Here is a 25,100-nt window from a genome sequence, read left to right as displayed (position 1 = left end):
TCGCGCGCATGACCTCCACCGGTATCGACGTGGCCCTCGTCGAGCGGCTGATCGCCGCCCAGTTCCCCGAGTGGGCGGACCTTCCCGTACGGGAGGTGAACTCCGCCGGCACCGACAACGCGATGTTCCGGCTCGGGGACGACCTCGCCGTACGGCTGCCGAAGGCCGACTGGGCCGCCGGGCACGCCGAGAAGGAGCAGCGCTGGCTGCCGCACCTCGCGCCCCACCTCACCCTCCCCGTCCCCGTGCCCGTCGGTCACGGTCGGCCCGGGGAGGGGTACGACCGGGGCTGGTCGGTGTTCGCCTGGCTCGACGGCGACGACGCGTACAACGCGCCGATCGCCGATCTCGCCCACGCCGCCGTCGCGTTGGGCCGCTTCGGCGTCGCCCTGCGCGGTGTCGACGCGACCGGCGGACCCCACGCGTCCCGCGGCGGCCCGGTCACCGACTGGGAGGAGGGCGCCATGGTGCCCGCCGTCCACGCCCTCGGCGCGGACGGCACCCTCGACGCCGAGGCCGCCACCGCCGCCTGGGAGTCGGTGCTCCGGCTCCCGGCCTGGCAGGGCGACCCCGTCTGGCAGCACGGCGACCTGCTCCCCGGCAACCTCCTCACCCGCGACGGCCGCCTCCACGCCGTCATCGACTTCGGCGCGCTCGGTACGGGCGACCCGGCCGTCGACCTCATGGCCGCCTGGTCCCTGCTCACCCCCGACACCCGGCCCCTCTTCCACGAGGCAGCCGAGGTCGACGACGCCACCTGGGCCCGCGGCCGCGGCTGGGCCCTGTGCTGGGGCGTCGTGACGGAGCACTACTACCGCGGGAAGAACCCGGTCCTCGCCTCCGTCGCCCACCGCACGTGGACGCAGGCGCTGCCCGAGTTCACGGCCTTGCTCTGAGCCCTCAGGGCCTGTTCGACGGATCACGGCCCGGTCCTCGCCGGTCGGGGCGGTTGGCCCTCCCAAATATGGCGACTTGTCGCCAGAGAGCCGTTGGTGTCGATGGCCCGTTCTAGGGTGGCCGTAGCGGCTTGAGGGGGGTGGGTCGGATGATTCGTGCGTACAAGTTCCTCATGCGGCCCACCGTGGGCCAGCGGATCGCGCTCGGCGGGATGCTGCGTGATCACTGCTTCCTCTACAACGGGGCGTTGCAGGAACGACGCGACGCCTGGCGGCACGCTTCGAAGACGAGTGTCGCCCGGCCGGAGGCGGTCGTGCCGGTCCGACGTACGGGCCGGGGACTGCTCGACCACCAGGTAGCAGGAGCCGAGCGCCCAGCTGCGGCCGCCCTCCCAGGACTGGAAGGGCGCGTAGCCGAGAGCCCCGAGCAGCCAGCCGAGGCTCCGCTCGGCCCGCTCCAGGTCCTCCATTCACAGCTCGACGTGGTGCAGCGCTCCGACGCGCGGGGTGGTCACAGCGCGCCCAACTGCTCCGGAATCGGCGCCGAGTGAACGACCGTCAAGCCCGACACCGCACGGGTCAGCGCCACGTACAGGCGTCGCAGGCCGGTCCGCTCGTCCGGTTCGCCGTCGACGACGGCCGCCGGCTCGTCCAGGACCACGTAGTCGTACTCCAGACCCTTCGCGAGCGAGGCCGGGACGAGGGTGAGGCGCGACTCGGCCGTCGTCTCCTCGCCGGGGGAGAGGTACGCCAGACCCGCCGCCGTCAGCGCCTCCGCGAGCGGCGCGATCCGCGCGTCGGCGGCGATCAGGCCGATGGAGCCCTCGTGCGTCAGCGCCTCCACGCAGGCGGCGACGACGTCCTCGTCGAGCGCGTCGCTGGGGACGACGGAGAGCGAGCCCGGGTTCTCCCGGACCGACTCCACCGCCGCGAGCCCCGGCGACATGTGCGGGAGGAGCCGCGAGGCGTACGCGATCACCTCGCGCGGCACGCGGAAACCGGCGGTCAGCTCCTCCACCAGCGCCTCCGGCTTCCCCAGGTGCGCGAGCGCCTGCGCCCAGCTCTCCGTCGCCCACGGCGTCGTGCCCTGCGCCAGGTCGCCCAGGACCGTCGCCGAACCGGTCGTGCAGCGGCGGCCCACCGCCCGGTACTGCATGGGGGACAGGTCCTGCGCCTCGTCGAGGACCACGTGTCCGAGCGAGTGCGTCCGCTCCACCAGGTCCTTCGCCTCGTCGATGAGGACGGCGTCCGCCGCCGACCACTTCGCCGTCCTCACGCTCCGCGCGGGCTTCGCCCACAGCAGCAGCTTCTGCTCGTCCTCGGTGAGCAGCCCCTCGGCGTGCTCGGCGAGGAAGTCGGCGTCGCTCAGCAGCCGCAGCACCAGCTTCGCGGGCTCGACGAGCGGCCAGCACTCCTTCACGACGGCCTTCACCGCCGTGTTCCGCGCGACGGCGTTCTGCACCCGGTCGTCGGGGGCCTCGCCGGCCTCCTCCATCCGGACCAGGACGGCGTGCGCGATGCGCTGCGGGAGGGCCTCGCGGGCGGCGCCGTACCGGATGTCGCGGCCGAGCAACTCCCGTACCATCTCCTCCAGTTCGTACGCCGGGACCCGCCAGCGCCGGGATCCGCGCACCACCATCAGGGACTCCGTCGGCAGCGTCACGTGCGAGCGGACCGCCCGCCGCAGCACCTCCGCCATCCGGGCGTCGCCCTTCACGACCGCCGTCGCCGCCTCGTCCGTGCCCCGCACCTCGACGTGCGCGACGAGGTCGTCGACCGTCGCCTGCTGGACGTCCAGCTCGCCGAGGGCGGGGAGGACCTGCTCGATGTACTGGAGGAAGGACCGGTTCGGACCGATGACGAGCGTGCCGGTACGGGCGAGCCGGTCCCGGTACGCGTACAGCAGGTAGGCGACTCGGTGCAGACCGACGGCGGTCTTTCCGGTCCCCGGGCCTCCCTGCACGCACACCGTCCCCGACAGGTCGGAGCGGACGATCCCGTCCTGCTCCGGCTGGATGGTGGCGACGATGTCCCGCATGGGGCCGACGCGGGGGCGCTCGATCTCGGCCTGGAGCAGCCGGCTGGTGTGTTCGAGCTCTTCCGGGTCGGAGAGGTGCTCGTCCTCGTACGCGGTGAGGTCGCCGCCCGTGTACCCGAAGCGGCGCCGCAGCCCGACGTCCTGCGGGTCCTTCTTCGAGGCCTGGTAGTACGGCTGCGAGACCGGCGCACGCCAGTCGATGACCATCGGGTCGCCGTCGGCGTCGTGGACGTGCCGCCGCCCGATGTAGAAGCGCTGCCCCTCCTGCGTGGTGTGCAGGTAGTCGAGCCGCCCGAAGAACAGCGGGGTGTCCGCGAGGTCGGCGAGCGCCTTGATCCGGTCCTCGATCTGCCGCCCCAGCACCAGGGAGTTGACCCAGTTCGCGGTGACGTCCTTGATGTCGAGCGCCTCGACGTCCTCGCGCATCGCGCGCAGCGCGGCGCGGGAGGAGGTCAGATGGGCGCGCTCACGTGCGAGCGGATCGGATTCGGACACGGACACGGTGCAGCCTCCGGGCAGGTGGATACGCGGACACGACAAGGTGGCCGCCGGTTTCCGACCGGGCGGCGGCGCGCTCCACGAGCGGGAGGCGGGGAAGCCGACGAGTTTAACTCCGGGCGGTCGGCCGGGGCGAATCACTTTCCCCCTAGGGGGTGGGATCCGACGCGAGGCGGACACCGGTTCACCCCCCAGACCGATGTGTCGACAATGTCCGGATTCCATCATGGAGACATGACCGCGACGACCTTCACCCTCGTGACCACCGTCCCCCGTCCGCACCGCCTCACCACCGCCCTGCGCGCGATACGCGCCTTCGGCGGCGCGGCGGCCTCGGTCGCCCTGCTGGGCGACCACGGCCCGGCCGAGGCGGGCGTCCGCGACCCCCGCCCGACGCACCGGAGCCACTGAATCCGCTCCGGCGTGCAACTCTTCGCCGCCCTCGACGGTCTCCTCATCGCATCGCTCCGTCCCCGAAGCAGTGAGGAACACAGGAGATCATGAGGAAGTCCTCCTTCGGCCGTCTCGCGCGGCTCGCCGCGTGCGCCACCGCGGCCGGCCTGGTCACCGTCGGCGTGACCGCCGCACCGGCCGCCGCGAACAGCGACCAGCTGTGGATCGTGTCTCCCTGGGAGCTCGCGCTGCCCAAGGGCATCGACGGCGGCGAGGCCCAGACCGTCACCCTCGGCCTGGGGCTGTACCACGACAACCCCGATGTCCGCGTGACCGACGGCGAGCTCACCGTCGACGCCTCCGGCCTGACCGGCGTCGCCGACATCACCTGGCCGGACACCTGCGCCCCGGTGGGGATCACCTACATCTGCTCCTTCCCCGAGGTGCCGCTGACCGGCGAAGCCCCCGTGGAGCTGAAGCTGCGCGCCGCCGCCGGCGCCGGGGCGGGCGTCACCGGCCAGATCACGTACGGGGCCACGGCCCACACCGACAGCGGTGCGATATCCGCGTTCGGGAGCTCCACCACCGTCCGGGTCGCGTCCGGCCCCGACCTCGTCGTCACCCAGGCCGCGCCCGTGACCGGCGTCGCCGCGGGCAGCACCGTCCCCGTGCCGGTCTCCGCGGTGAACAAGGGCAACGAGCCGGCGAACGGCGTCCAGGTCACCCTCTACGTCACCCGCGGCCTCGACCTCGGCACGGTCGCCCCGCAGTGCACCAGCGAGCCGCTCGGCGAGGGCACGATCAAGCCGCTCACCAAGATCGACTGCGCCTTCGACGACGTCGTGGCCCCGGGCGGCTCCTTCACCCTGCCGACGGCGCTGCAGGCGAAGACCGCCCCGTACGCGCTGTCCGAGCGCATCGACATCGGCGTGAACGCCCGCGGCGGCGCCGAGGACCTCGACCCGGGGAACAACGGCACGGTCGCGTCGATCGGCGTCACCAACACCGCGGACTTCGCCGTCCGCGGCGCGCGGCTCACCGCCGCCGCCGGCGAGACGGTCCGCGCGGACGTGACCTTCCGCAACCGCGGCCCGGCCTGGATCGCCAACCTCGGCTCCGGCGACCCGGTCGGCTCCGTCGACGTCACGGTCCCGCAGGGCGCGACCGCCACCACGGTGCCGGACGCCTGCGAGCCCCGCACCGCGGACGGCGGCTGGTGGGAGAGCGAGGTGCGCACCGGCGCGCCCCGCTACGTGTGCCAGCTGCCGATCTGGGTGGCCGAGAAGCAGACCGTGACGTTCCCGTTCGACCTGCGCGTCGACACCGTCGTCACCGGCGCGAAGGGCGCGATCGCCCTGAAGCCGCCGTACGGCACGGGCTTCCCGTTCGACCCGAACGCGGACAACAACCAGGCGAAGCTGGTCCTGAACCCGGCGGTCTGACGAACGACGTGGAGGGCCCTCGTGCGGGGCCCTCCACGTTTCTCAGCCCAGCAGCTCGTCCGCGTCGACGATCCGGTACGCGTACCCCTGCTCCGCCAGGAAGCGCTGGCGGTGGGCCGCGAAGTCCTGGTCGATGGTGTCGCGGGCGACCACCGAGTAGAAGTGCGCCTGGTGGCCGTCCGCCTTCGGACGCAGGACCCGGCCGAGGCGCTGTGCCTCCTCCTGGCGCGACCCGAAGGTGCCGGAGACCTGGATCGCGACCGTGGCCTCCGGGAGGTCGATCGAGAAGTTCGCGACCTTCGACACCACCAGCACGTTGATCTCGCCGTTGCGGAAGGCGTCGAAGAGCTTCTCCCGCTGCGCGTTCGACGTCTCGCCCTTGATGACCGGCGCGTCCAGGTGCTCGCCGAGCTCGTCCAGCTGGTCGATGTACTGCCCGATGACGAGGATCTGCTGCCCCTCGAACTTCTTGACCAGGGCCTCGGTCACCTTCCGCTTCGTCGCCGTCGTCGCGCAGAAGCGGTACTTCTCCTCCGCCTCGGCCGTCGCGTACGCGAGCCGCTCCGAGTCGGTCAGGTTCACCCGGACCTCGACGCAGTCGGCGGGCGCGATGTACCCCTGCGCCTCGATCTCCTTCCACGGCGCGTCGAACCGCTTCGGCCCGATCAGCGAGAACACGTCGGACTCCCGCCCGTCCTCGCGGACGAGGGTCGCGGTCAGCCCGAGGCGCCGCCGGGCCTGCAGGTCGGCGGTGAACTTGAAGACGGGCGCCGGCAGCAGGTGCACCTCGTCGTACACGATGAGGCCCCAGTCCCGGGAGTCGAAGAGCTCCAGGTGGGGATAGATCCCCTTCCGCTTCGTCGTGAGCACCTGGTAGGTGGCGATGGTGACCGGCCGGATCTCCTTGCGCGTACCGGAGTACTCGCCGATCTCGTCCTCGGTCAGCGAGGTCCGCTTCACCAGCTCGTGCTTCCACTGCCGGGCGGAGACGGTGTTCGTCACCAGGATCAGCGTCGTCGCCTTGGCCTGAGCCATCGCACCGGCGCCGACCAGCGTCTTCCCCGCGCCGCAGGGCAGCACGACGACACCGGAGCCGCCGTGCCAGAAGCCGTCGACGGCCTGCTTCTGGTACGGCCGCAGCGACCAGCCGTCCTCGGCGAGGTCGATCCGGTGCGCCTCCCCGTCCACGTACCCGGCGAGGTCCTCGGCGGGCCAGCCCAGCTTCAGCAGCGTCTGCTTGATCTGCCCCCGCTCGGAGGGGTGCACGACGACGGTGTCGGGGTCGAGCCGCGCCCCGACGAGCGGCTGAACCTTCCTCGACCGCAGGATCTCCTCGAGTACCGGCCGGTCGGTGGAGGTGAGGACCAGCCCGTGCGTGGGGTGCTTGGAGAGCGTCAGCCGGCCGTACCGGGCCATGGTCTCCGCGATGTCCACGAGCAGCGCGTGCGGCACGGGATACCGCGAGTACTCGACGAGCGCGTCGACGACCTGCTCGGCGTCGTGCCCGGCGGCCCGCGCGTTCCACAGCCCCAGCGGCGTCACCCGGTACGTGTGGATGTGCTCCGGCGCCCGCTCCAGCTCCGCGAACGGCGCGATGGCCCGCCGGCAGGCCTCGGCGAGCTCGTGGTCGACCTCCAGGAGCAGCGTCTTGTCGCTCTGGACGATGAGTGGCCCATTCACGTGCGATCAGATCCTTCCCGGGCCGCGTTCGGTGACGGCCAATCCTCCAGTCTGCCTGATCCGGGGCCGTTGTCGGAGTGGGCCGCCCCCCCCGACATCGTCGTCGTGGAGGCGGCGGCCCGGACGCGAGACGGCGATCGAGGCGCCGTTCTCGATGAAGATCGATCCCGGCGCCCTCGTGAACCCCAGGCGCTAGACCTGGTCGTCCGCCAGTTCCGCGACGCCCGTGATGCGGTGCAGGGGGTACGTGCGGACCTCGTCGGCCGTGTGGTCGTAGCCCGTCACGAAGCCGCCCTCCACGCGGACCGGGGCGATGACCCGCTGGCTCGCCGCGCCCTCCGCGTTGACGTAGCCGATCCACACCGCCGAACCCGTCATCGCCGCCGCCTGGACCGTCGCCAGGGTCTCGGCGGCCGAGGTGCGGGGGAGGCCGCCCGCCGCCGTCGCGGGGGTCGCCGGCTCCTTCCGTACCGCCGTCGCCGCCCGGTCGCCCGCCCGGATCGCCTTCACCGCCGCGCCCAGGAGCGTGGTGTCGGGGGCCGGCGGGCCGTCGGGGACGGGTACCGGGGCCGTACGGGCGGGGGTGCGGTACGCGTCGGCGCGGGTGATCAGGACGTCGCCCTCCGCGGACTCGGCGGCCGGGGCGTACCCCATCGACCGCAGCCCGTCGAGCAGCGACGCCGGGTCCGTCTGCGCGGCCAGCACCGTCGGCGCGAGGCGGCGCAGGCCCAGGGCGGCGGAGCGCCGGTCGGCCAGGATCTCGCCGAGGACCGTGTCGTCGTCGCAGCGGACGTACGCGGAGGCCGCCCCGATCCGCAGGTGGCCGTGCTTCCTGGCCACGTCGTCGATCAGATACGCCAGCGGCTGCGGCACGGGCGTACGCGAGTGCGCCGTGAGGAAGTCGTGCAGGTCGGAGGCCGACCGCCCCGAGTCGAGCGCACGCCGTACGGAACCGGGCGTGAACCGGTACACCGTCGCGCCACCCTTCGATTCCACGTCCGCCAGGACCGCGAGCGCGTCGGCGAGCGGCCGCCGCAGCGGCCCCGGCGCGACGGCCGTCAGGTCCGCCTGGAGCAGGACGTGGTCGACGGCCTCGGGGAGCAGCGGCGCGAGCAGGGTCGCCGCCCGCCCGGCGGCCACCGACAGTTCGACCCGGCCGCCGTGGTCGGCGGGGGCCGCGGCCTCCGCGAGCGGCAGGTTGAGCAGCGCCCGGGCGGGCGCCGCGAGCGCCGCCCTGCCCGTGAGCCCGAGGAGCTCGGCCTCGGCGAGCGTCCAGCGTGCGAGCCGGGAACGGAGGTCGGTGGGGAGGCCGGGGTCGGGGGCGGCGTCGAGGGTGGTCGCGGTGGCCGGGGAGTCCTCGGAAGCTGCCGCGCCGCGCGTGGTCGCGCCGGCCGCCGTACCCGTCCCCGTACCGGCCGTCGGCCGCGGCGGGCCCGCCTGCGTCGTGCCCCGCAGCGGCCGCTCCCAGCGCAGCCGCGCGAACAGCGTCTCGGAATCCACCGCGGCGCCCGGCGGGAGGGTCGCGAGGAGTTCCAGGACCCGGTGCCGGACCTCCGGCGCCGGCGCGCGGTCCAGGTCCGGGCCGAGCGCGGCCAGCGTGCGGCCCTTCGCGTCCGCGCCGCCCACCAGGCCCGCGACCCGGGTCGCCATGAGCCAGGGCGCGACCAGCCGGGCCCAGCGCTCGGCGGCCGGCAGGTCGAGCCAGTCGTCGTACGCGGGCGTCGGCGCGTACCGCTCGTCCGCCTCGCCGTCCGAGGCGAGCAGCCCCGCCCCGAAGCACAGCTCCAGCCAGAACGCGGCGAGCTGCTCCGACACGTCCAGGGCCGCCGCGGTCCGCTTGAGGTCCCGTACGGCCATCCCGCCCGCCCGCAGGACCTGCGGCCCGCCCTGGTCCCAGGACTTGAGGAGCTCCTCGACCGTCGCGAGCGTCGCGTACGCCTGCCCGGCCGCCGCGCTGTCCACAACCTGGGGACGGTACTCGCGCGCCACCCCCACCACCGGCGCCACCGGCTCCGGCGCCCGGTGCGCCCGCCCGCCCCGCAGGTGCAGCGCCACCTCGCGCGGCAGCACCATCGTCCGCGCCGACACCGGAAGCAGCAGGCCCCGGTCGCGCAGCCACTGCACGGGAGGCGCCGGGTTCGCCGTCACCTCGCCGTACGGCGGACCCCACACCAGCCGGTCCAGGACGGAGAGGGCCTCCGGCGACGCCTCGTCGAGCAGCGCGCCCATCCGCGCCCGGTCGGTGAACAGCTCCGTCAGCGACGCGACCGCCGACACCGGATCGTGCGTCGGGGTCAGCCCCGCCGTCGCGATGATCTCCTGCACGCGGCCCGGCGACATCCCCGCCGTCGCCTCCGCGACCGTCGGTCCGAGCCCGGTCGGCGACGGGTGCTGCGGCGAGGGCGCGAGGAGCTCCCGCGCGGTCCGTACGAGCCGCAGCCGGTCGTCCTCGCCCCACACCAGCGCCTGCTCGCGCAGCAGCGCCACCGCGCCCGGCAGCGCCGCCTCGATCTCCGGATCGCCCTCGTCGCCGGTGAGCAGCGCGAGGAGCACGGAGTACGGGGCGGGGTCCGGGGCCACGGCCAGCGCCTCGGCCGTCTGGAGCGCGAAACGGTCGAGCCGCTCCAGGGCCCGCACCACCGAACCGCGGGTGCCGGCGCGGGTCGCCAGCTGCGTCAGGTCGTTCGGTACGGGGCTCAGCAGGTCGGGGCGCGCGCGCAGCAGCGCGGAGAGCCCCTCGTCGCCCCGCGCGCGGAGCGCCTCCGCGAGCGTGCGGTGCGCCGCGCCGGCGCCAGTTACCTCGGGCACGTGCGCCTCCCGGTCGAGCTCACCGATCCCCATCCGGACCACGTTAGCCGCTGTCCAGGCGCTAACGTCGGGCCGTACCGGGCGAACCGGCCGTGGAGGGGCATCGTGGGGATCGAGAGCGACCGTCTGGTCTACGACTATCTGAGCCGGGTCGGCGATCTGGCCCAGCAGCGGCAGCTGCCGGCGAGCGACCGGATGAAGCTGGTGTCCGGCCTGCGGAACGAGATCGACCGCCGGCGCGCCACGCACGGCGAGGAGAGCGAGGCGGCGGTACGGGGCATCCTCGGGTCCCTGGGCACCCCGGACGAGGTCGTGGACCGCGCGGGCCCCTCGGACGAGCGGCCGATGCCGAAGCCGCGCACGGGGCCCGACGGTCCACGAAACCCGCACCCGGCTTCGGGCGCGTCGACGTCAGGAGCGGACCCGGACCGTGAGGCGCGGGGCTCCGGCGCGGCGGGCCCGGGCCGGCCGGGCCGCGAGGGGGGCGCGCGTCCCGGTACGGCGCGTCCCGCGATCCCCGCGCAGGACGACCGAGGCCCCGACGGCCCGGTCCGCCGCCGCTCCGGCGGCGCGGCGGACTGGTGGGGGACGGACCCCGACACCGACGACCCCGACGCCGACGACGGCTTCCCGGGCTTCGTCGGCGGCATCGAGCGCCCCGACCTCTTCACGCCGCCGGCCCCGCCGGAGGACGAGGACGACGCGGCCGAGGACCCCGCACAGGGGAAGCGCCGCCGCCTGGCCCGTCTCCTCCGGCGCCGCAAGGCCCCGGAGGAGGCACCGGAGGCCGGGGAGTCCGGGGAGGCGAAGGCCCGCGCCCGCCTCGCGAACCCCTTCGTCCTGCTCGCCGCGCTGCTCCTGGTCGGCGGCGCCGTCTTCGGCTCGCTGGTCGCCCTCGCGGCGGGCTGGCTCCTCGCGTACGCGTCCCGCCGGCTGACCCCGGGCGAGGTCAAGGGCGCGGTCCTCGTGATCCCCGGCCTCAGCGCCGCGACCGGCGTCCTCTGGCTGTGGGGCCGTGTCCAGGGCCGCTGGGGCGAGGCGGTGGCCCCGGGCGGCGAGGCGATGGGCGCGGCGATCTCCGAGACGTGGCCGTGGGTCCTCCGCTCCGCGGCCATCGCCTCGGCACTGTTCCTGATCTGGCGCTCCCGCCGCCACTGACGCCCCGCCGTTGTGGGCAATCGTTCCGCCGGGGCGGTGCCCACCCACCCCCGTTGTGGGCATACGTTCCGCCGGGGCGATGCCCACCCCCACCCCGTTGTGGGCAGGCGTTCCGCAAGGGGCGGAACGGGTGGGCACAACGGACCCGCGCCCTGCCGGCGCCAGAGGCTCCCGTGCCTGGACCCGCACCACATGTGCGCCGACGCTTGGGGTGCGGGTCCAGGCACGGAACGCGGAGGCGCCGCTGAAGGGCGCCGTCCCGTGTGCCCACCCGTCCCGCCCCAGCGGGACGATTGCCCACACGGGCGGGGGCGGAGGGCACCGCCCCCGCAGGCGCGCGGCCACACGGGGGTGGGCCCGGGGCGATTGCCCGGGCGGCGCGCGGTCAGATCGGTACGGTCGCGTCCGCCGACCACGGCGCCCCCGGCACCACCAGCGGCGACCCCGTCACCGGGTCCGGGACCACGACCGACGACAGGCCGAAGACGTCCCGTACGAGCTCCGCCGTGACGATCTCCGACGGCGGGCCCTCCGCGACCACCCGGCCCGCCTTCATGGCGACGAGGTGGTCGGCGTACCGGGCGGCCTGGTTCAGGTCGTGGAGGACGAGGACGACGGTCCGGCCGCGGAGCCGGTTGAGGCGGCGGACCAGGTCGAGGACCTCCACCTGGTGGGAGATGTCCAGGTAGGTGGTGGGCTCGTCGAGGAGGAGCAGGTCCGTCTCCTGGGCGAGGGCCATCGCGATCCACACCCGCTGCCGCTGCCCGCCCGAGAGCGCGTCGACGGACCGGTCGGCGAGCGCGGCGACGTCCGTGCGGTCCATGGCGTCGGCGACGGCCCGCTCGTCCTCCTCCGACCACTGCTTCCACCAGGCCTGGTGCGGCTGGCGGCCGCGGGAGACCAGGTCGGCGACGGTGATGGCCTCGGGCGCGACGGGCGTCTGCGGCAGCAGGCCGATCGAGCGGGCGATCCGCCTGGTCGGCAGCTTCGCCAGGGACTCCCCGTCGAGGAGGACCGCGCCGCCCGCCGGCTTCAACAGCCGCCCGAGCGCCCGCAGCGTCGTGGACTTCCCGCAGGCGTTGGGGCCGACGATCACGGTCACCTTGCCGTCGGGGACCGCGAGGTCCAGCTTCTCGACGACGGTCCGCTCCTCGTACGCGAGCGTCAGCTCACGGGCCTGCAGTCTGGTCACGAAGCACCTCCAACGGCTCGGCTCCGGACGATGAGCCAGATCAGATACGGGGCGCCGACCGCCGCCGTGAGGACACCCACAGGCAGTTCGACGGGGGAGAAGAGCCGTCGGCCGAGCAGGTCGGCGACGACCACGATCACCGCGCCGGTGAGCGCGGAGCAGAGCAGCGGGATCTGCGCCGTCCGGGTCATGCGGCGGGCGATCTGCGGGGCGAGCAGCGCGACGAAGTCGACGGGCCCGGCGACGCCGGTCGCCACCGAGGCGAGGACGACGCCGACGGCGACGAGCCCGAGCCGGACCCCGCCGAGCCGGGCGCCGAGCGCGGTCGCCGTGTCGTCGTCGAGGGACACGGTCCGCTGGGCGCGGGCCGCCCAGAGGACGGCGGGCAGCAGCAGGAGCAGCGTCCAGCGGATCGGCGCGGACTCGTCCCAGCCGCGCCCGTTGAGGGAGCCGGTCATCCAGATCTGGGCCTGCTGGGCGACGAGGTAGTCGCCCTTCGTCATGAAGAGCGTGATGAGGGACCGGAGCGCGATCGCGATGCCGATGCCGATGAGGACGAACCGGGTCGCGTGCAGCCCGCCGCGCCAGGCGAAGGCGTACACGAGCGCGGCGGCGAGGATGCCGCCCGCGATGGAGACGTACGGCAGGACGGTGTACGAGGTGAGGCCGAAGGTCATCGCGGCGACGGTGACGGCCCCGGCGCCCTGGCTGATGCCGATGATGTCGGGGCTGGCGAGCGGGTTGCGGGCCACGGTCTGGATGAGGCCGCCCGCGATGCCGAACGCGGCGCCGACGGCGAGCGCGACGACGAGCCGCGGCTCGCGGAGCTCCTCGACGACGAACGCGGACGGCAACGGCTCGCCGAGGAGGATCCGTACGACCTCTCCGGGGGAGACGGTCTTCTCCCCGACGCAGAGGTACGCGACGCAGGCCGCGGCCAGGAGCAGCAGCAGGCCCGTGGCGATCAGGGCCGAGCGGCGGTGGACGAGGAAGGAGGCCCGCCCGGCGCGCACGAGCCCGTATCCGGCGGGCCGGACGGCATTGGTCGTACTCATGCGCACCCCCGCCCGGCGCGCACGAGCCCGTGTCCGGCGGGCCGGACGGCAGCGGTCGTGCTCATGCGCACCCCCGCCCGGCGCGCAGAAGCCCATGTCCGGCGGGCCGGACGCCAGCGGTCGTACTCATGCGCACCCCCGCCCGGCGCGCAGAAGCCCGTGTCCGGCGGGGCGGACGCCAGCGGTCGTACTCACGCGGGCACCGCCTTCCGCCGTACCAGGGTGACCAGGAACGGCACGCCGATCAGCGCGGTCATGACGCCCGCCGGGATCTCGCCCGGCGGGAACACGATCCGTCCGGCGACATCGGCGACGAGCAGCATCACCGGCCCGATGACGGCGGCCATCGGCAGCACCCAGCGGTGGTCGGAGCCGACGACGGCGCGGGCGATGTGGGGGACGGCGAGGCCGACGAAGGCGACGGGCCCGGCGGCGGCGACGGCCGCGCCGGTGAGGACGGTCGCGCCGAGCCCGCCGACGATCCGTACGGTCGCGACGCGCTGCCCGAGGCCCTTGGCGACGTCCTCGCCGAGCGCGAGCGCGTCGAGCCCGCGGGCCACGGAGAGCACGAGGACCGCACCGAGCAGCAGGAAGGGCCAGATCTGGCCGACGATCTCGGTGTCGCGGCCGTCGAGGGAGCCGATCTGCCAGAACCGGAACTCGTCGAGCGCCGAGGCCCTGGTGGTGAGGACGCCGGTGGTGACCGAGAGCAGCAGCGCGTTGATCGCGGCTCCGCCGAGCGCCAGCTTCACGGGCGTGGCGCCGCCGCGCCCGGCGGCGGCGATCGCGTACACGGCGACCGAGGCGAGGGCGGCGCCGGCGAAGGCGAACCACACGTACCCGCTGAGCTCGTGCACGCCGAGGAAGGCGATGGCGAGGACGACGGCGACCGAGGAGCCCTGGCTGATGCCGAGGATGCCGGGGTCGGCGATCGGGTTGCGGGTGATGCCCTGGAGGGCGGTGCCGGCGAGTGCGAGGGCGGCGCCGACCATCAGCCCGATGAGGGTCCGGGGGACGCGGAGCTGCCGGACGACCTCGGCGTCGTCGCCGGTCGCGCCGTGCAGCAGGGCGTCGAGGACGGTGGAGGGCGCGATGGGGCGGGCGCCCACGGCGAGGCTGAGGAGGACGGCGAGGAGCAGGGCGACGAGGGCCGCCGAGGTCGCGAGGACCCGTCTGGTACGGAAAGCGGCTGGCATCGGGACCCATCGGCGGAGTGCAGGTTTGGTTAGGCTCGCCTCAGTTTAAGCAGCGCCCCTGTGCGAACATCTGTGCACCCGAGGCCCCCGACAATGGGCCCATGACCACCACACCGCCCGCGAACGCGCCCACCGTCGGCTTCGACCTCGACCTGACCCTGCTCGACACCCGCCCGGGCATCAAGGCCGCCTTCGTCGCCTTCTCCGCCGAGACCGGCGTCCCGATCGACGCCGACCTCGTCGTGAGCCGCCTCGGGCCGCCCCTGGAGCAGGAGATGGCGCACTGGTTCCCGGCGGAGCACGTCACCGAGATGACCGCCCGCTACCGGGCGCTCTACCCCTCGTACGCGATCGAGCCCACGGTTCCGATGCCGGGCGCCCGGGACGCGATCGAGGCCGTGCGCGAGGCGGGCGGCCGCACGATCGTCGTCACCGCGAAGAACGGCCCGCACGCCGAACTGCACCTCGCCCACCTCGGCATCGAGCCCGACGCGGTCGCCGGCGGCCTGTGGGCCGAGGGCAAGGCGGAGGCCCTGCGCGCGCACGGCGCCACGGTGTACGTCGGGGACCACGTCGGCGACGTCCGGGGCGCCGCCACGGCGGGCGCCCTCTCGGTGGCCGTCGCGACCGGCCCCTGCCCCGCCGAGGAGCTCCGGGCGGCCGGCGCGGACGTGGTCCTGCCGGACCTGACGGACTTCCGTGCCTGGTGGGAGGGGTACCTGGCCTGAGCTCAGGCCGTCCGGCCGGAACGGGCCTGCCGCCGCTGGGCCGCGACCGACCGCAGCACCCCGGCGGCGGCGACGAGGAATCCGACCCCCATCAGCATCGACACGAGGTACGCGACGGTGGGGAACGGGTCCGTCCCGAGGAACAGCGGGGCCACCGTGACCAGCGTCGCGACCGCGCCGACCGCGAACAGGATCACACCGGCCTTGACGAGTCCGTCACCCGGGGCACTGTCGTCCACCGGCACGGCGGGGGTTTCACTACGCATCCCGCCAGGGTAGTTCCCAGGCCGGAGGAACACGTCGGCGGCGTCTTGTCACCGGCCTCCTGACCATTAGCCTGGTGCCGGCGGGTCGGCCGACGACCCGCCGTTCGCCATCCCCATCGACGAGGACGAGGACGAGGACAGACGTGCCTACCGGCAAGGTCAAATGGTTCAACAGTGAGAAGGGCTTCGGCTTTCTCTCCCGCGACGACGGCGGCGACGTCTTCGTCCACTCGTCGGTGCTCCCTGCCGGAGTCGACGCGCTGAAGCCTGGTCAGCGGGTGGAGTTCGGGGTCGTCGCCGGTCAGCGCGGCGACCAGGCGCTGTCCGTCGCGATCCTCGACCCGACCCCGTCCGTCGCCGCGGCGCAGCGCCGTAAGCCCGACGAACTGGCGTCCATCGTCCAGGACCTGACGACGCTCCTGGAGAACATCACGCCGATGCTGGAGCGCGGCCGCTACCCGGAGAAGGCGGCCGGCAAGAAGATCGCGGGCCTGCTGCGCGCGGTCGCCGACCAGCTCGACGTGTAGGTCCCCCTCAGGGGAACGCGAGCGCGTCCGGGCCGAGGGGCGGTACGAGTCCCTCGGCCGCGGCGCGCGTGAGCAGCCCGCGGACCGCCGCGTAGCCGTGCTCGCCGAGGTCGGCCGTGAACTCGTTCACGTAGAGACCGATGTGCTGGTCGGCCACCTTCGGGTCCATCTCCTGGGCGTGCTCCAGGACGTACGGCCGGGAGGCCGCCGGATCGTCCCAGGCCATCCGTACCGACGCGCGGGCGGACTCGGCGAGCAGCTCCAGGGTCTCGGCGCCCAGCGAGCGGCGGGCGACGATCGCGCCCAGCGGGATCGGGAGGCCGGTCGTGGACTCCCAGTGCTCGCCCATGTCGGCGAGGCAGTGCAGCCCGTAGTTCTTGTACGTGAAGCGGGCCTCGTGGATGACGAGCCCCGCGTCGACCTTCCCGTCCCGTACGGCGGGCATGATCTCGTGGAACGGCATCACGACGACCTCGCCGACGCCTCCGGGCACCTTCTCGGCCGCCCACAGCCGGAACAGCAGGTACGCGGTCGAGCGCTCGCTCGGCACCGCGACCGTCTTCCCGGCCAGGTCCGCGTCCGCCATGGGGGTCCCCCCGCTCGAGCGAAGCCGAGAGTGGGGGAGGGTGAGCACCAGCGGGCCGCAGCCGCGGCCCAGGGCGCCGCCGCAGGGCAGCAGGGCGTACTCGTCGAGGATCCACGGCAGCACCGCGTACGACACCTTCAGGACGTCGTGCGTGTCGGTGCCGCTCTCCGCCCACCCGTTGGTGACGTCGATGTCCGCGAACGTCACGTCGAGCCGGGGCGCGCCCGGGACCCGGCCGTGCGCCCAGGCGTCGAAGACGAAGGTGTCGTTCGGGCAGGGCGAGTAGGCGATCTTGAGTTTCACGCGTGCGCCTCCACGAAGACGGTGCTGCCGAGCAGCTCGAAGGTGTGCCGGAGGGCGCCCAGGGCCTCGCCGATGCGCCAGGCGGCGCGGTCGCGGGGGCCGACGGCGTTCGACACGGCGCGGATCTCGACGACGGGCACCCCGTACGGGGCGGCGGCCTCGGCGACGCCGAAGCCCTCCATCGCCTCGGCGGCGGCCGTCGGATGCCGCTCCACGAGCTCGGCGGCGCGGCCGGCGGTGCCGGTGACGGTGGAGACGGTGAGGACGGGCGCGAGGGCGTACGGCGGGCCCCCGGCGGCCTCCAGGGCCGCGGTGATCCGCCGGGTCAGCGCCTCGGGCACGGGGTGGACGGACCGTCCGAAGCCGAGGTCCTCGACGGCGAGGTACCCGTCCGGGGTCTCGGCCCCGAGGTCGGCGGCGACGATCGCCGACGACACGACGACGGACCCGAGCGGCGCGGCGGGCTGGAACCCGCCGGCGATCCCGGCGGAGACGACGAGCCCGTACGTGTCCCCGGTCAGCGTCCCGTGGGCGAGCGCGGTCCCGGTCGCGGCGGCGACGGCCGCGGGGCCGACCCCGCCCACGAGCACGTCGAGGCGGTCGTCGTGACGGCGCAGGGTGAAATTCCCCGGCAGCGCGAGGAGCTCGGGGTCGCCGAGGCCGAGGCCGGCGGAGACGGAGTCCGCCTCCGCCGCCACGGCCGTCACGATCAGGATCCGGTGGACCACCGGCGGATCAGGAGTCCTTCTTCAGCTGGAAGTGCCAGATGCCGGTCAGCTCCTTGCCGGTGTTCTCGACGATGGTCACCTGGGTCTTGTCGGTGGCCTCGCCGGTCTGGGTGGAGAAGAAGGCGCTGGCCGGGATGGTCCGGTACGTCTTCTTGTACGGCTCGGGCTCGGCCTGCTGGCCGCCGAGGAAGATCGTCCAGCCGTGGTCCGCGATCTCCGGGTCCACGCCGAAGCGGATCTTGTCGTCCGTGGAGACCGTGATGGTCTTCTCGGCCTTCTTGTTGAGGCACTGCTGGATCTGCGACTCCTTGATGGCGTCGCCGTCGTTGTAGCAGGCGGCCTCGGAGTGCACCGAGTCGGTCCCGACCGTCAGGGTCGCGAGCGGAGTCGGCTTGTCGCAGGCGGAGAGTACGAGGAGCCCGGCGGAGACGGCCCCGAGGGCGACGGCGGCCCGGCGGCGCGAGCCGGAGAAGAACGCAACGGTCATGAGCCGAAGGCTATCGGGCCGCCGCGCCCGCGCCACGCGGGGGTACGGCGTGCCGCCACGGCGTACCGCTTCGTGCGGAGTGTCCGGGGCCGCGTACGGAGGGTCCGCGGCGCTTCCTCGGAGCGGCTCCGCGGCGCTTCCCCGGCGCGGCTAGGCCACCTTCGCCTTGGGCCGGCCGCCCTTCGGGCCCGGGCGGCGGCGGGCCGCCGACAGCAGGCCGCGGACCGAGAGGAGCGCGCCCACGGCCAGGATCCCGGCGGCCACGGCCATGCCGAGGGTGCCGTTCAGGGGCAGGGCGATGCCGATCCCGCCGCCCACCACCCACGCCATCTGCAGCGCCGTCTCGGAGCGGGCGAACGCCGAGGTCCGCACCAGCTCCGGCACGTCGCGCTGGATCAGCGCGTCCAGGGACAGCTTCGACAGGGCCTGGGTGAGCCCGGCGACCGCGACGAGGACGGCGACCATCAGGCCGCCGAAGAAGATGGCCGCGCAGATCGCCGTACCGCAGACCACGCTGATCATCGTGGCGATGATCACCTCGGGCCCGTGGCCGCGGTCCCGCAGCAGCGAGCCGGCCGCCGTACCGCACGCGTTCCCCACACCGGCCGCCACGCCCACGATCCCCAGGGAGACGGCGGCGCTCTGCCCGGACAGCGGGTGCTCGCGCAACAGGAACGCCAGGAAGAAGATCAGGAAACCGGACAGCATGCGCTGCGCGGAGTTCGCCTCCAGGCCGTGCAGCACCGCCGGGCCCACCGTCCGCAGGCTCGGCTTCTTCTCGCCGTGCGTCAGCAGGTGCGCCCGCCGCTCGCCCTTCGCGGAGTCCACCTTGTGCGGCATCCGCAGCGCCCAGAACGTACCGAGCAGGAACAGGGCGCACGCCCCGTACAGCGGCCAGCCCGGCCCGATCAGCTGGAGCCCCGCCCCGATGGGCGCGGCGATGCCGGTGGCGAGCAGCCCCGCCAGGGTGACCCGCGAGTTCGCCTTCACGAGCGAGAAGTTCGGTGGGAGGAGGCGGGGCACGACGGCGCTGCGGACGACCCCGTACGCCTTCGAGGCCACGAGGACACCGAGCGCCGCCGGATACAGCTCGAGGCCGCCCGTCGCCACGGCCCCCGACATCATGATCGCGAGGACCGCGCGGGTCAGCATCGCGCCCGCCATCGCCGCGCGCCGCCCGTGCGGGATCCGGTCCAGGAGCGGGCCGATCACCGGGGCGAGGAGGGTGAAGGGGGCCATCGTGACGGCGAGGTAGAGCGCGACGCGGCCGCGGGCCTCGTCGGTCGGCACGGAGAAGAACACGGTGGAGGCGAGGGCGACGGTGATCATGACGTCGCCGGCGCCGTTCACGGCGTGCAGCTCGATCAGCTTCCCGAGCCCGGACTCGCCCGCGCCGTGCGCGTGCGTCGCCCTCCGGATGCCCTTCGCGGTCCCGGTGAACGGCAGGTGCAGGGCGCGCCCGACCTTCCGGCCCGCTCGGCGGAGCGGCCCGGCGGGATCATGCGATCGTACGGGGGACCGTGCGGCTGCCACTCCGTCATAGTGCCCCACGGGCGCGCCCGACGAACCGTGGCACGACGAGGGACCGCGTACGGGACGGGGTCGGTCACGGCCCGGGTACGGCTCGGGTACGGCTCGGGTACGGCTCGGGTGCGGTCCGGATACGGCCCGGGTACGGCCCGGGTACGGCCCGGGTACGGCCCGGGTACGGCCCGGATACGGCCCGGATACGGCTCGGGTGCGGCCCGGGTACGGCCCGGGTACGGCCCGGGTACGGCCCGGGTACGGCCCGGGTACGGCTCGGATACGGGTCGCTGCACGGGGCGTACGGGCGCCCGCGTCCGGCCGGTTCGGCCGCGCGCGTCGTCCGCGATACGGGCCACTTGGGACGGGCAGGTGGGCGGAGGCCCGCGAACGGGGTAGCGTGCGTAGCGCGTCACCGGCGGAATCTCTCGGCCGCGCGCCTCTTCGGCATCCCGCAGAATGGATGACGTTAGGTGTGCCCGAGACGCGCGAGACAAGTCGGGTGCGGACGTCGATGCGGCCCTCTGGTCCGCTCCGCCCGCCGCCCGTGGCTTCGCTCCCGCCCCTCGGCCGGCGCACCCGTGAGACGGCGTAGGAGAGAAGCGAGACCTGTGAGTGCTGCGACGACGCGAAGCGGTACCCCGCGTACCCCGCGAGCCACGCGTACCCCCGACCGCCTGTGCGCCGAGGCCGTAGACCTCGCGCGGGAGGCCGCCGAGGAGGCGGCCGCGCCCGGGATCGTCGGCGCACACGTCGAGGTGGTCGCGGAGGGCGACCGCGTCGTCACGCACTACTTCGAGTCCAAGGAGCCCGGCTACCGCGGCTGGCGCTGGGCGGTGACCGTCACCCGCGCCTCCCGCGCCAAGAACGTCACGCTTGACGAAACCGTCCTGCTGCCGGGCACCGACGCGCTCATGGCCCCGGAATGGGTGCCGTGGAGCGAGCGGCTGCGGCCCGGCGACATGGGGCCGGGCGACCTCCTCCCCACGGAGCAGGACGACCTGCGCCTGGAGCCCGGCTACTCGGGCGAGGACGCGCCGCCGCCGAACTCCGCCGTGTCCGAGGAGATGTCGGAGCACCTCGACGAGGAGGACGCCGAGCTGACCTCGCGCACCCCGTCGCGGGGCGCGATCGCGGCGGTCGCCGAGGAACTGGGCATGCGTCGGGCGAGGGTCCTCTCCCGCTACGGCCTCCACGTGGCGGCGGACCGCTGGGACGAGGCGTTCGGCGCGAAGACGCCGATGGCGCAGGCGGCGCCGGCCTCGTGCGAGTCCTGTGCGTTCCTGGTGCCGCTGGCGGGCTCGCTGAAGCAGGCCTTCGGCATCTGCGCGAACGAGTTCTCCCCGGCGGACGGGCGGGTCGTGTCCCTCGCGTACGGCTGCGGTGGCCACTCGGAGGCGGCGGTCATGCCGAAGCCGCCGCGGCCGGCGCCGCCGGTCCTGGACTCCATGGCGGCCGACGCCTTCCCGCTCCGCCCGGCGAAGGACTCCGGCTCCACGACGGAACCGGACGCGGCGTCGGAGGACCTGGGCCACTCGTAACCGGGGGCAGCACCGGCGGCTCGGCGCCCCTGCCTGGGCCTTGCCCGGGGCACAGGGCCCAGGGCCCCGGGCCCCGGGTCCCTGCGGTCCCACGCCCACAGGGCGGCGCGCCCTAGTGGGCCCGTGCCCCGGGGCGGTGCACCTGCCCGGGGCTTCACCCCGCCCCGCGCGGGACCCGCAGAACACCGCTCCCGCCGTACGGGCCCGCGCCCAGAGGCCGTGGCACCGACCCGGGGCGGGCCCGCGCCGGTGCGGGACGGCGCCCCAAAGTCGTGTGGGCCCTCGACCGTGTGGGCCCGCGCCCGTGCGGGACGGCGCCCATGTAGGGCGTTGCCCCCGCCCACGCCCGTGTGGGCAATCGTCCCGCTGGGGCGGGACGGGTGGGCACACGGGACGGCGCCCTCTAGCGGCGCCTCCGCGTTCCGCGCCTGGACCCGCACCCCAAGCGTCGGCGCACAACGTGGAGCGGGTCAGGGCACATGAGCCTCTGGCGTCGGCAAGGGCGCCGTTCCGTTGTGCCCACCCTCCCCCAAGCTCTCGGCTTCGCTCGAGCAGGGGGGACCCCCATCGCCCCGGCGGAACGCATGCCCACAACGGCGCGGCGAAGGCGCAGCCAGCAACGGGCGCAGGCCCGAGCCCCAGGCCGCCGCGGGGCGGAGGCACGGCGCCCGGGCCCGCGAGGGCGTCGCTCGGCGCGGGCGCGGGGGCGACGGACGGGTCCGTGAGGGGGACGTTGCCGTGGTCTCGGGCCCGGTCGGGGGGACCCCCGGGCGAACGACCCCGCGCGCCCCCGTCCACCGACGCGCCCCGTCCGCCCCCGTGCCGCAGCGCACGGTACCTTCGGGCCCTGCATCATCCCCGCCCCCGCAGAGTGGAGTCAGACGTGAGCGTCAGCGTCCGGACGACGACCGACGGAACCGATCCCTTCGGCACCGCACGGCTGCGGCGGGGCGTGCTCGACGCCTGGGGCGCGAGTCCGGCCCGGTTCAGGGAGGACGCGAACGCCGAGGAGGACCTGGCCCTCGGCGGCTACCGCGACCGCCTCGTCGTCGAGCTGGCGCAGAACGCCGCCGACGCCGCCCACCGCGCCGGCGTCACCGGCCGCCTCCGCCTGACCCTGCACCCCGCGGACCACGAGGGCCCCGCGGTCCTCGCCGCCGCGAACACCGGCGCCCCGCTGGACGCCGCGGGCGCCGAGTCGCTGTCGACGCTCCGCGCGTCCGCCAAGCGCGAGCAGACGCACGGCGCCGTCGGCCGTTTCGGCGTCGGTTTCGCCGCCGTTCTCGCGGTCTCCGACGAGCCCGCCGTCCTGGGCCGGCACGGCGGCGTCCGCTGGTCCCTCGCGGAGGCGCGGGAGCTGGCCGCCGAGGCCGCCCGGTACAGCCCGGGCCTCGGCGACGAGCTGCGCCGCCGCGACGGCCACGTACCGCTCCTCCGGCTGCCGCTGCCCGCCGAGGGCACCGCGCCCGACGGCTACGACACCGTCGTGGTCCTCCCGCTGCGGGACACCGCCGCGGAGGATCTGGCGGAGCGGCTGCTCACGTCCGTCGACGACGCTCTGCTGCTCACTCTTCCGGGTCTCGCCGAGATCGTCGTGGAGACGGCCGAGGGCGTACGGACCCTCCGCCGCTCCGAGGACGACGGCTACGTCCGTATCGACGACTCGGCCACGGGCAGCCACCGCTGGCGGACCGTCAGCCACGGCGGCCCCCTCGACCCGGGTCTCCTCAAGGACCGCCCGGTCGAGGAGCGGCTCCGCCCGCACTGGTCGGTGACCTGGGCCGTACCCGTGGACGGGGAAGGGGCTCCGCGCTACCCCCGTACGACCCCGGTCGTGCACGCGCCGACCCCCACCGACGAGCCCCTCGGCATCCCGGCCCTCCTCATCGCGTCGCTCCCGCTCGACACGGCCCGGCGGCACCCGGCGCCCGGGCCGCTCACCGACTTCCTGGTGCAGCGGGCGGCCGACGCGTACGCCGAACTGCTCGCCGACTGGCACCCGGTGACCACGGCGACCCTCGACCTGGTCCCCGGCCCGCTCGGCAAGGGCCATGTCGACGGGGCGCTGCGCGAGGCGATCCTGGACCGGCTGCCGAGGATCGCGTTCCTGGCGCCGGCCGCGCCGTCCGAGGAGCTGCCCGCGCTCCGCCCGATCGAGGCGGAGGTCGTGGAGGGCGCGGGCGCGGAGACCGTCGACGTCCTCGCCGAGGTCTTCCCGACGCTGCTTCCCGCGGGTCTTGAGCGCCGCCCCGAGCTCCGTACGCTCGGTGTCGGCCGTGTCCCGCTCACCGAGGCGATCGACCGGCTGGCCGGGGTGGACCGGGCGCCGACGTGGTGGTGGCGGCTCTACGACTCGCTCGCGGGCGTCGACCCGGACCGGCTGACGGGCCTCCCGGTGCCGCTCGCGGAGGCGGAGGAGGGCGCCAGGATCCGTTCGACGATCGGCCCCCGCCAGGTCCTCCTCCCGCAGGACCGCACTCCTGCCGAGCTGACCCGTCTGGGCCTGAAGGTGGCGCACCCGGACGCGGCCCACCCGCTCCTGGAGAAGCTGGGGGCCCTGCCGGCCACGCCCCGCGCGGTCCTGACGACCCCGCAGGTGCGGGCGGCGGTCGCCGCGTCCCTCGACGCGGGGGAGATCTGGGACGAGGACGCGGACGCGCTGGACGCGGAGGAGCTGGCCGACACGGTCCTGGCGCTGGTCCGTGACGCGGAGCTCGGCCCCGGCGAGGAGCCGTGGCTCGGCGCGCTCGCCCTCCCCGACGAGGACGGCGAACTGTCCCCCGCGGGTGAACTGGTCCTCCCGGGCTCGGCGTTCGCGGCCGTGATGCGCGAGGACGAACTGGCCTTCGTGGACGCCGAGCTGGCGTCCCGCTGGGGCGAGCAGCCGCTCGCCGCCTGCGGGGTCCTGGCGAACTTCGCCCTGGTCCGCGCGAACGATCTGGTCCTGGACCCGGACGAGGTCGAGCCGCGCGAGGGCGACTACCCGGAGCCGGACGACGCCGGGCTGCTCGACGCGGTCGACGTGTGGTGCGAGGACGTCCTGGACCGGCTGCCGATGACGGCGGTGCCCCCGGTGGCGACGGAGATCGTGGCCGTACGGGACCTGGACCTGGTCGACGACGACGCCTGGCCGCAGGCCCTCGCGCTCCTCGCGCAGCCGCCGCTCCGGGACGCCCTGACCCAGCCCGTACGGATCCTCCTCCCGGACGGCACGACGCAGACCGTCCGCTCGTACACGGCCTGGTGGCTGCGCGACCACCCGGTCCTGGACGGCCGCCGTCCGGCGGGCCTGCGCGCGGAGGGCTCGGACCCGCTGCTGTCCGGGCTGTACGACTCCGCCGACGCGACCGGCTTCGAGGACGAGCAGGTCCTCCGCGCCCTGGGCGTCCGCACCTCGGTCGCGGCGCTCCTGGACGAGCCGGGCGGTGCGGCGGAGCTCCTGGCCCGTCTGGCGGACCCGTCGCGGGAGGTGACGGCGCCCCAGCTGCACGCCCTGTACACGGCCCTGGCGGACCTGGACCCCGACCAGGTGACGCTCCCCGACGACCTGCGCGCGGTCGTGGACGGCGCCCTGGTCGTGGTCGAGGCCTCGGAGGCCCTGGTGGCGGACGCCCCCGACCTCCTCCTGCTGGCCGGCGACCTCCCGCTCCTCCCGGTCTCCCCGACCCGCGCGGACGACCTGGCCGACCTCTTCCAGGTCCGGCGCCTGAGCGAGGCGGTCGAGGCGGAGGTCACGACGGTCGGCGAGGAGCACGAGGTCCCCCCGTCGGTCCACGCCCTGCTCGGTCCGGCGACCCCCGCCTCGTACATCGAGCACGAGGAACTCCGCGCGGGCGGCGTCGAGCTCGACTGGCGCCGCACCCCCGACGGCGTCGTCCACGCCGCGACCCTGGAGGGCGTGGCGGCGGGCCTCGCCTGGGCGGCCGGGCAGTGGCCGCGCCGCTTCGAGGTGGCGGCGCTCCTGGAGGACCCGTCGAGGACGGCGGAACTGGCGAGGGACCGCTGGTTCGACTGACCGGGGGCGGTGGCGGCGCGGCGGCGGGCGGGACACGGA

Annotated in this window: 19 protein-coding genes and 1 pseudogene; 9 read left to right on the top strand and 11 right to left on the bottom strand. The window is 74.7% G+C overall.

Translation table 11 applies throughout. From position 1 onward, the window contains the following. Positions 1-8: 8 nt before the first annotated feature. A complete protein-coding gene (locus AC07AW_RS06440; protein ID WP_478814310.1) occupies positions 9-896 on the top strand; it encodes an aminoglycoside phosphotransferase family protein in 888 nt (295 codons plus the stop codon). A 149-nt stretch (positions 897-1,045) separates the two neighbouring features. Continuing rightward, positions 1,046-1,192, top strand: a pseudogene (locus AC07AW_RS06435) (helix-turn-helix domain-containing protein); the annotation flags it as partial. 215 nt (positions 1,193-1,407) lie between these two features. Here AC07AW_RS06435 and AC07AW_RS06430 read toward each other — a convergent pair. Next, on the bottom strand, positions 1,408-3,435 hold the full coding sequence (locus AC07AW_RS06430) for a HelD family protein (RefSeq protein WP_478814309.1): 2,028 nt from the start codon (positions 3,433-3,435) through the stop codon (positions 1,408-1,410). A gap of 231 nt (positions 3,436-3,666) precedes the next feature. Between AC07AW_RS06430 and AC07AW_RS06425 the strand changes: the two genes are divergently transcribed. After that, complete coding sequence (locus AC07AW_RS06425) at positions 3,667-3,843, top strand: hypothetical protein (RefSeq protein WP_478814308.1); 177 nt, start codon at positions 3,667-3,669, stop codon at positions 3,841-3,843. A gap of 89 nt (positions 3,844-3,932) precedes the next feature. Beyond that, complete coding sequence (locus AC07AW_RS06420) at positions 3,933-5,267, top strand: COG1361 family protein (RefSeq protein WP_478814307.1); 1,335 nt, start codon at positions 3,933-3,935, stop codon at positions 5,265-5,267. Between the two features lie 42 nt (positions 5,268-5,309). On the opposite strand, the gene AC07AW_RS06415 is transcribed toward AC07AW_RS06420, so the two are convergent. Together AC07AW_RS06415 and AC07AW_RS06410 are read right to left on the bottom strand one after the other, a co-directional pair. Then, positions 5,310-6,947, bottom strand: coding sequence for a DNA repair helicase XPB (locus AC07AW_RS06415; protein WP_478814306.1), 1,638 nt, complete (start codon positions 6,945-6,947; stop codon positions 5,310-5,312). Positions 6,948-7,139: 192 nt separating this feature from the next. After that, on the bottom strand, positions 7,140-9,788 hold the full coding sequence (locus AC07AW_RS06410) for a helicase-associated domain-containing protein (protein ID WP_478814305.1): 2,649 nt from the start codon (positions 9,786-9,788) through the stop codon (positions 7,140-7,142). 72 nt (positions 9,789-9,860) lie between these two features. Between AC07AW_RS06410 and AC07AW_RS06405 the strand changes: the two genes are divergently transcribed. Continuing rightward, positions 9,861-10,913: a hypothetical protein gene (locus AC07AW_RS06405; protein ID WP_478814304.1), complete on the top strand. Its 1,053-nt coding sequence runs from the start codon at positions 9,861-9,863 to the stop codon at positions 10,911-10,913. A gap of 385 nt (positions 10,914-11,298) precedes the next feature. On the opposite strand, the gene AC07AW_RS06400 is transcribed toward AC07AW_RS06405, so the two are convergent. From AC07AW_RS06400 to AC07AW_RS06390, 3 genes are all read right to left on the bottom strand, one after another. Further along, positions 11,299-12,105, bottom strand: coding sequence for an ABC transporter ATP-binding protein (locus tag AC07AW_RS06400; protein WP_478814303.1), 807 nt, complete (start codon positions 12,103-12,105; stop codon positions 11,299-11,301). After that, positions 12,102-13,160, bottom strand: a complete 1,059-nt coding sequence (locus tag AC07AW_RS06395) for a FecCD family ABC transporter permease (RefSeq protein ID WP_478814302.1) — start codon at positions 13,158-13,160, stop codon at positions 12,102-12,104. The genes AC07AW_RS06400 and AC07AW_RS06395 overlap by 4 nt, the downstream gene beginning before the upstream one ends. Before the next feature lie 191 nt (positions 13,161-13,351). Continuing rightward, positions 13,352-14,356, bottom strand: coding sequence for a FecCD family ABC transporter permease (locus tag AC07AW_RS06390; protein ID WP_478814301.1), 1,005 nt, complete (start codon positions 14,354-14,356; stop codon positions 13,352-13,354). A 101-nt stretch (positions 14,357-14,457) separates the two neighbouring features. Between AC07AW_RS06390 and AC07AW_RS06385 the strand changes: the two genes are divergently transcribed. After that, positions 14,458-15,084: an HAD family hydrolase gene (locus tag AC07AW_RS06385; RefSeq protein WP_478814300.1), complete on the top strand. Its 627-nt coding sequence runs from the start codon at positions 14,458-14,460 to the stop codon at positions 15,082-15,084. A 2-nt stretch (positions 15,085-15,086) separates the two neighbouring features. Here AC07AW_RS06385 and AC07AW_RS06380 read toward each other — a convergent pair whose 3' ends face one another. Continuing rightward, on the bottom strand, positions 15,087-15,350 hold the full coding sequence (locus AC07AW_RS06380; protein ID WP_369145735.1) for a hypothetical protein: 264 nt from the start codon (positions 15,348-15,350) through the stop codon (positions 15,087-15,089). Between the two features lie 143 nt (positions 15,351-15,493). Here AC07AW_RS06380 and AC07AW_RS06375 point away from each other — a divergent pair, with 143 nt between their 5' ends. Continuing rightward, on the top strand, positions 15,494-15,877 hold the full coding sequence (locus tag AC07AW_RS06375) for a cold-shock protein (RefSeq protein ID WP_478814299.1): 384 nt from the start codon (positions 15,494-15,496) through the stop codon (positions 15,875-15,877). A 7-nt stretch (positions 15,878-15,884) separates the two neighbouring features. Here AC07AW_RS06375 and AC07AW_RS06370 read toward each other — a convergent pair whose 3' ends face one another. The 4 genes from AC07AW_RS06370 to AC07AW_RS06355 all read right to left on the bottom strand — a co-directional run bounded on the left by AC07AW_RS06370 (position 15,885) and on the right by AC07AW_RS06355 (position 19,514). Beyond that, entirely contained in the window at positions 15,885-16,766 is an 882-nt protein-coding gene (locus AC07AW_RS06370; protein WP_478814298.1) for a 1,4-dihydroxy-6-naphthoate synthase, read from the bottom strand. After that, a complete protein-coding gene (locus AC07AW_RS06365) occupies positions 16,763-17,494 on the bottom strand; it encodes a futalosine hydrolase (RefSeq protein ID WP_478814297.1) in 732 nt (243 codons plus the stop codon). Before AC07AW_RS06365 ends, AC07AW_RS06370 begins: the two co-directional genes overlap by 4 nt. A 7-nt stretch (positions 17,495-17,501) precedes the next feature. Further along, on the bottom strand, positions 17,502-17,981 hold the full coding sequence (locus tag AC07AW_RS06360) for a DUF2771 domain-containing protein (protein WP_478814296.1): 480 nt from the start codon (positions 17,979-17,981) through the stop codon (positions 17,502-17,504). A gap of 150 nt (positions 17,982-18,131) precedes the next feature. Beyond that, positions 18,132-19,514 (bottom strand): MFS transporter, encoded by a 1,383-nt coding sequence (locus AC07AW_RS06355; protein WP_478814295.1) that lies wholly within the window; start codon positions 19,512-19,514, stop codon positions 18,132-18,134. Between the two features lie 602 nt (positions 19,515-20,116). On the opposite strand from AC07AW_RS06355, the gene AC07AW_RS06350 reads away from it, so the two are divergent. Both AC07AW_RS06350 and AC07AW_RS06345 read left to right on the top strand, forming a co-directional pair. After that, a complete protein-coding gene (locus AC07AW_RS06350; RefSeq protein WP_478814294.1) occupies positions 20,117-21,046 on the top strand; it encodes a DUF3027 domain-containing protein in 930 nt (309 codons plus the stop codon). 871 nt (positions 21,047-21,917) lie between these two features. Beyond that, entirely contained in the window at positions 21,918-25,061 is a 3,144-nt protein-coding gene (locus AC07AW_RS06345) for a sacsin N-terminal ATP-binding-like domain-containing protein (RefSeq protein ID WP_478814293.1), read from the top strand. Positions 25,062-25,100: the final 39 nt, after the last annotated feature.

The sequence above is a fragment of the Streptomyces sp. NPDC044003 genome (assembly GCF_056435185.1).
This window is presented reverse-complemented; position numbering and strand designations above follow the sequence as displayed.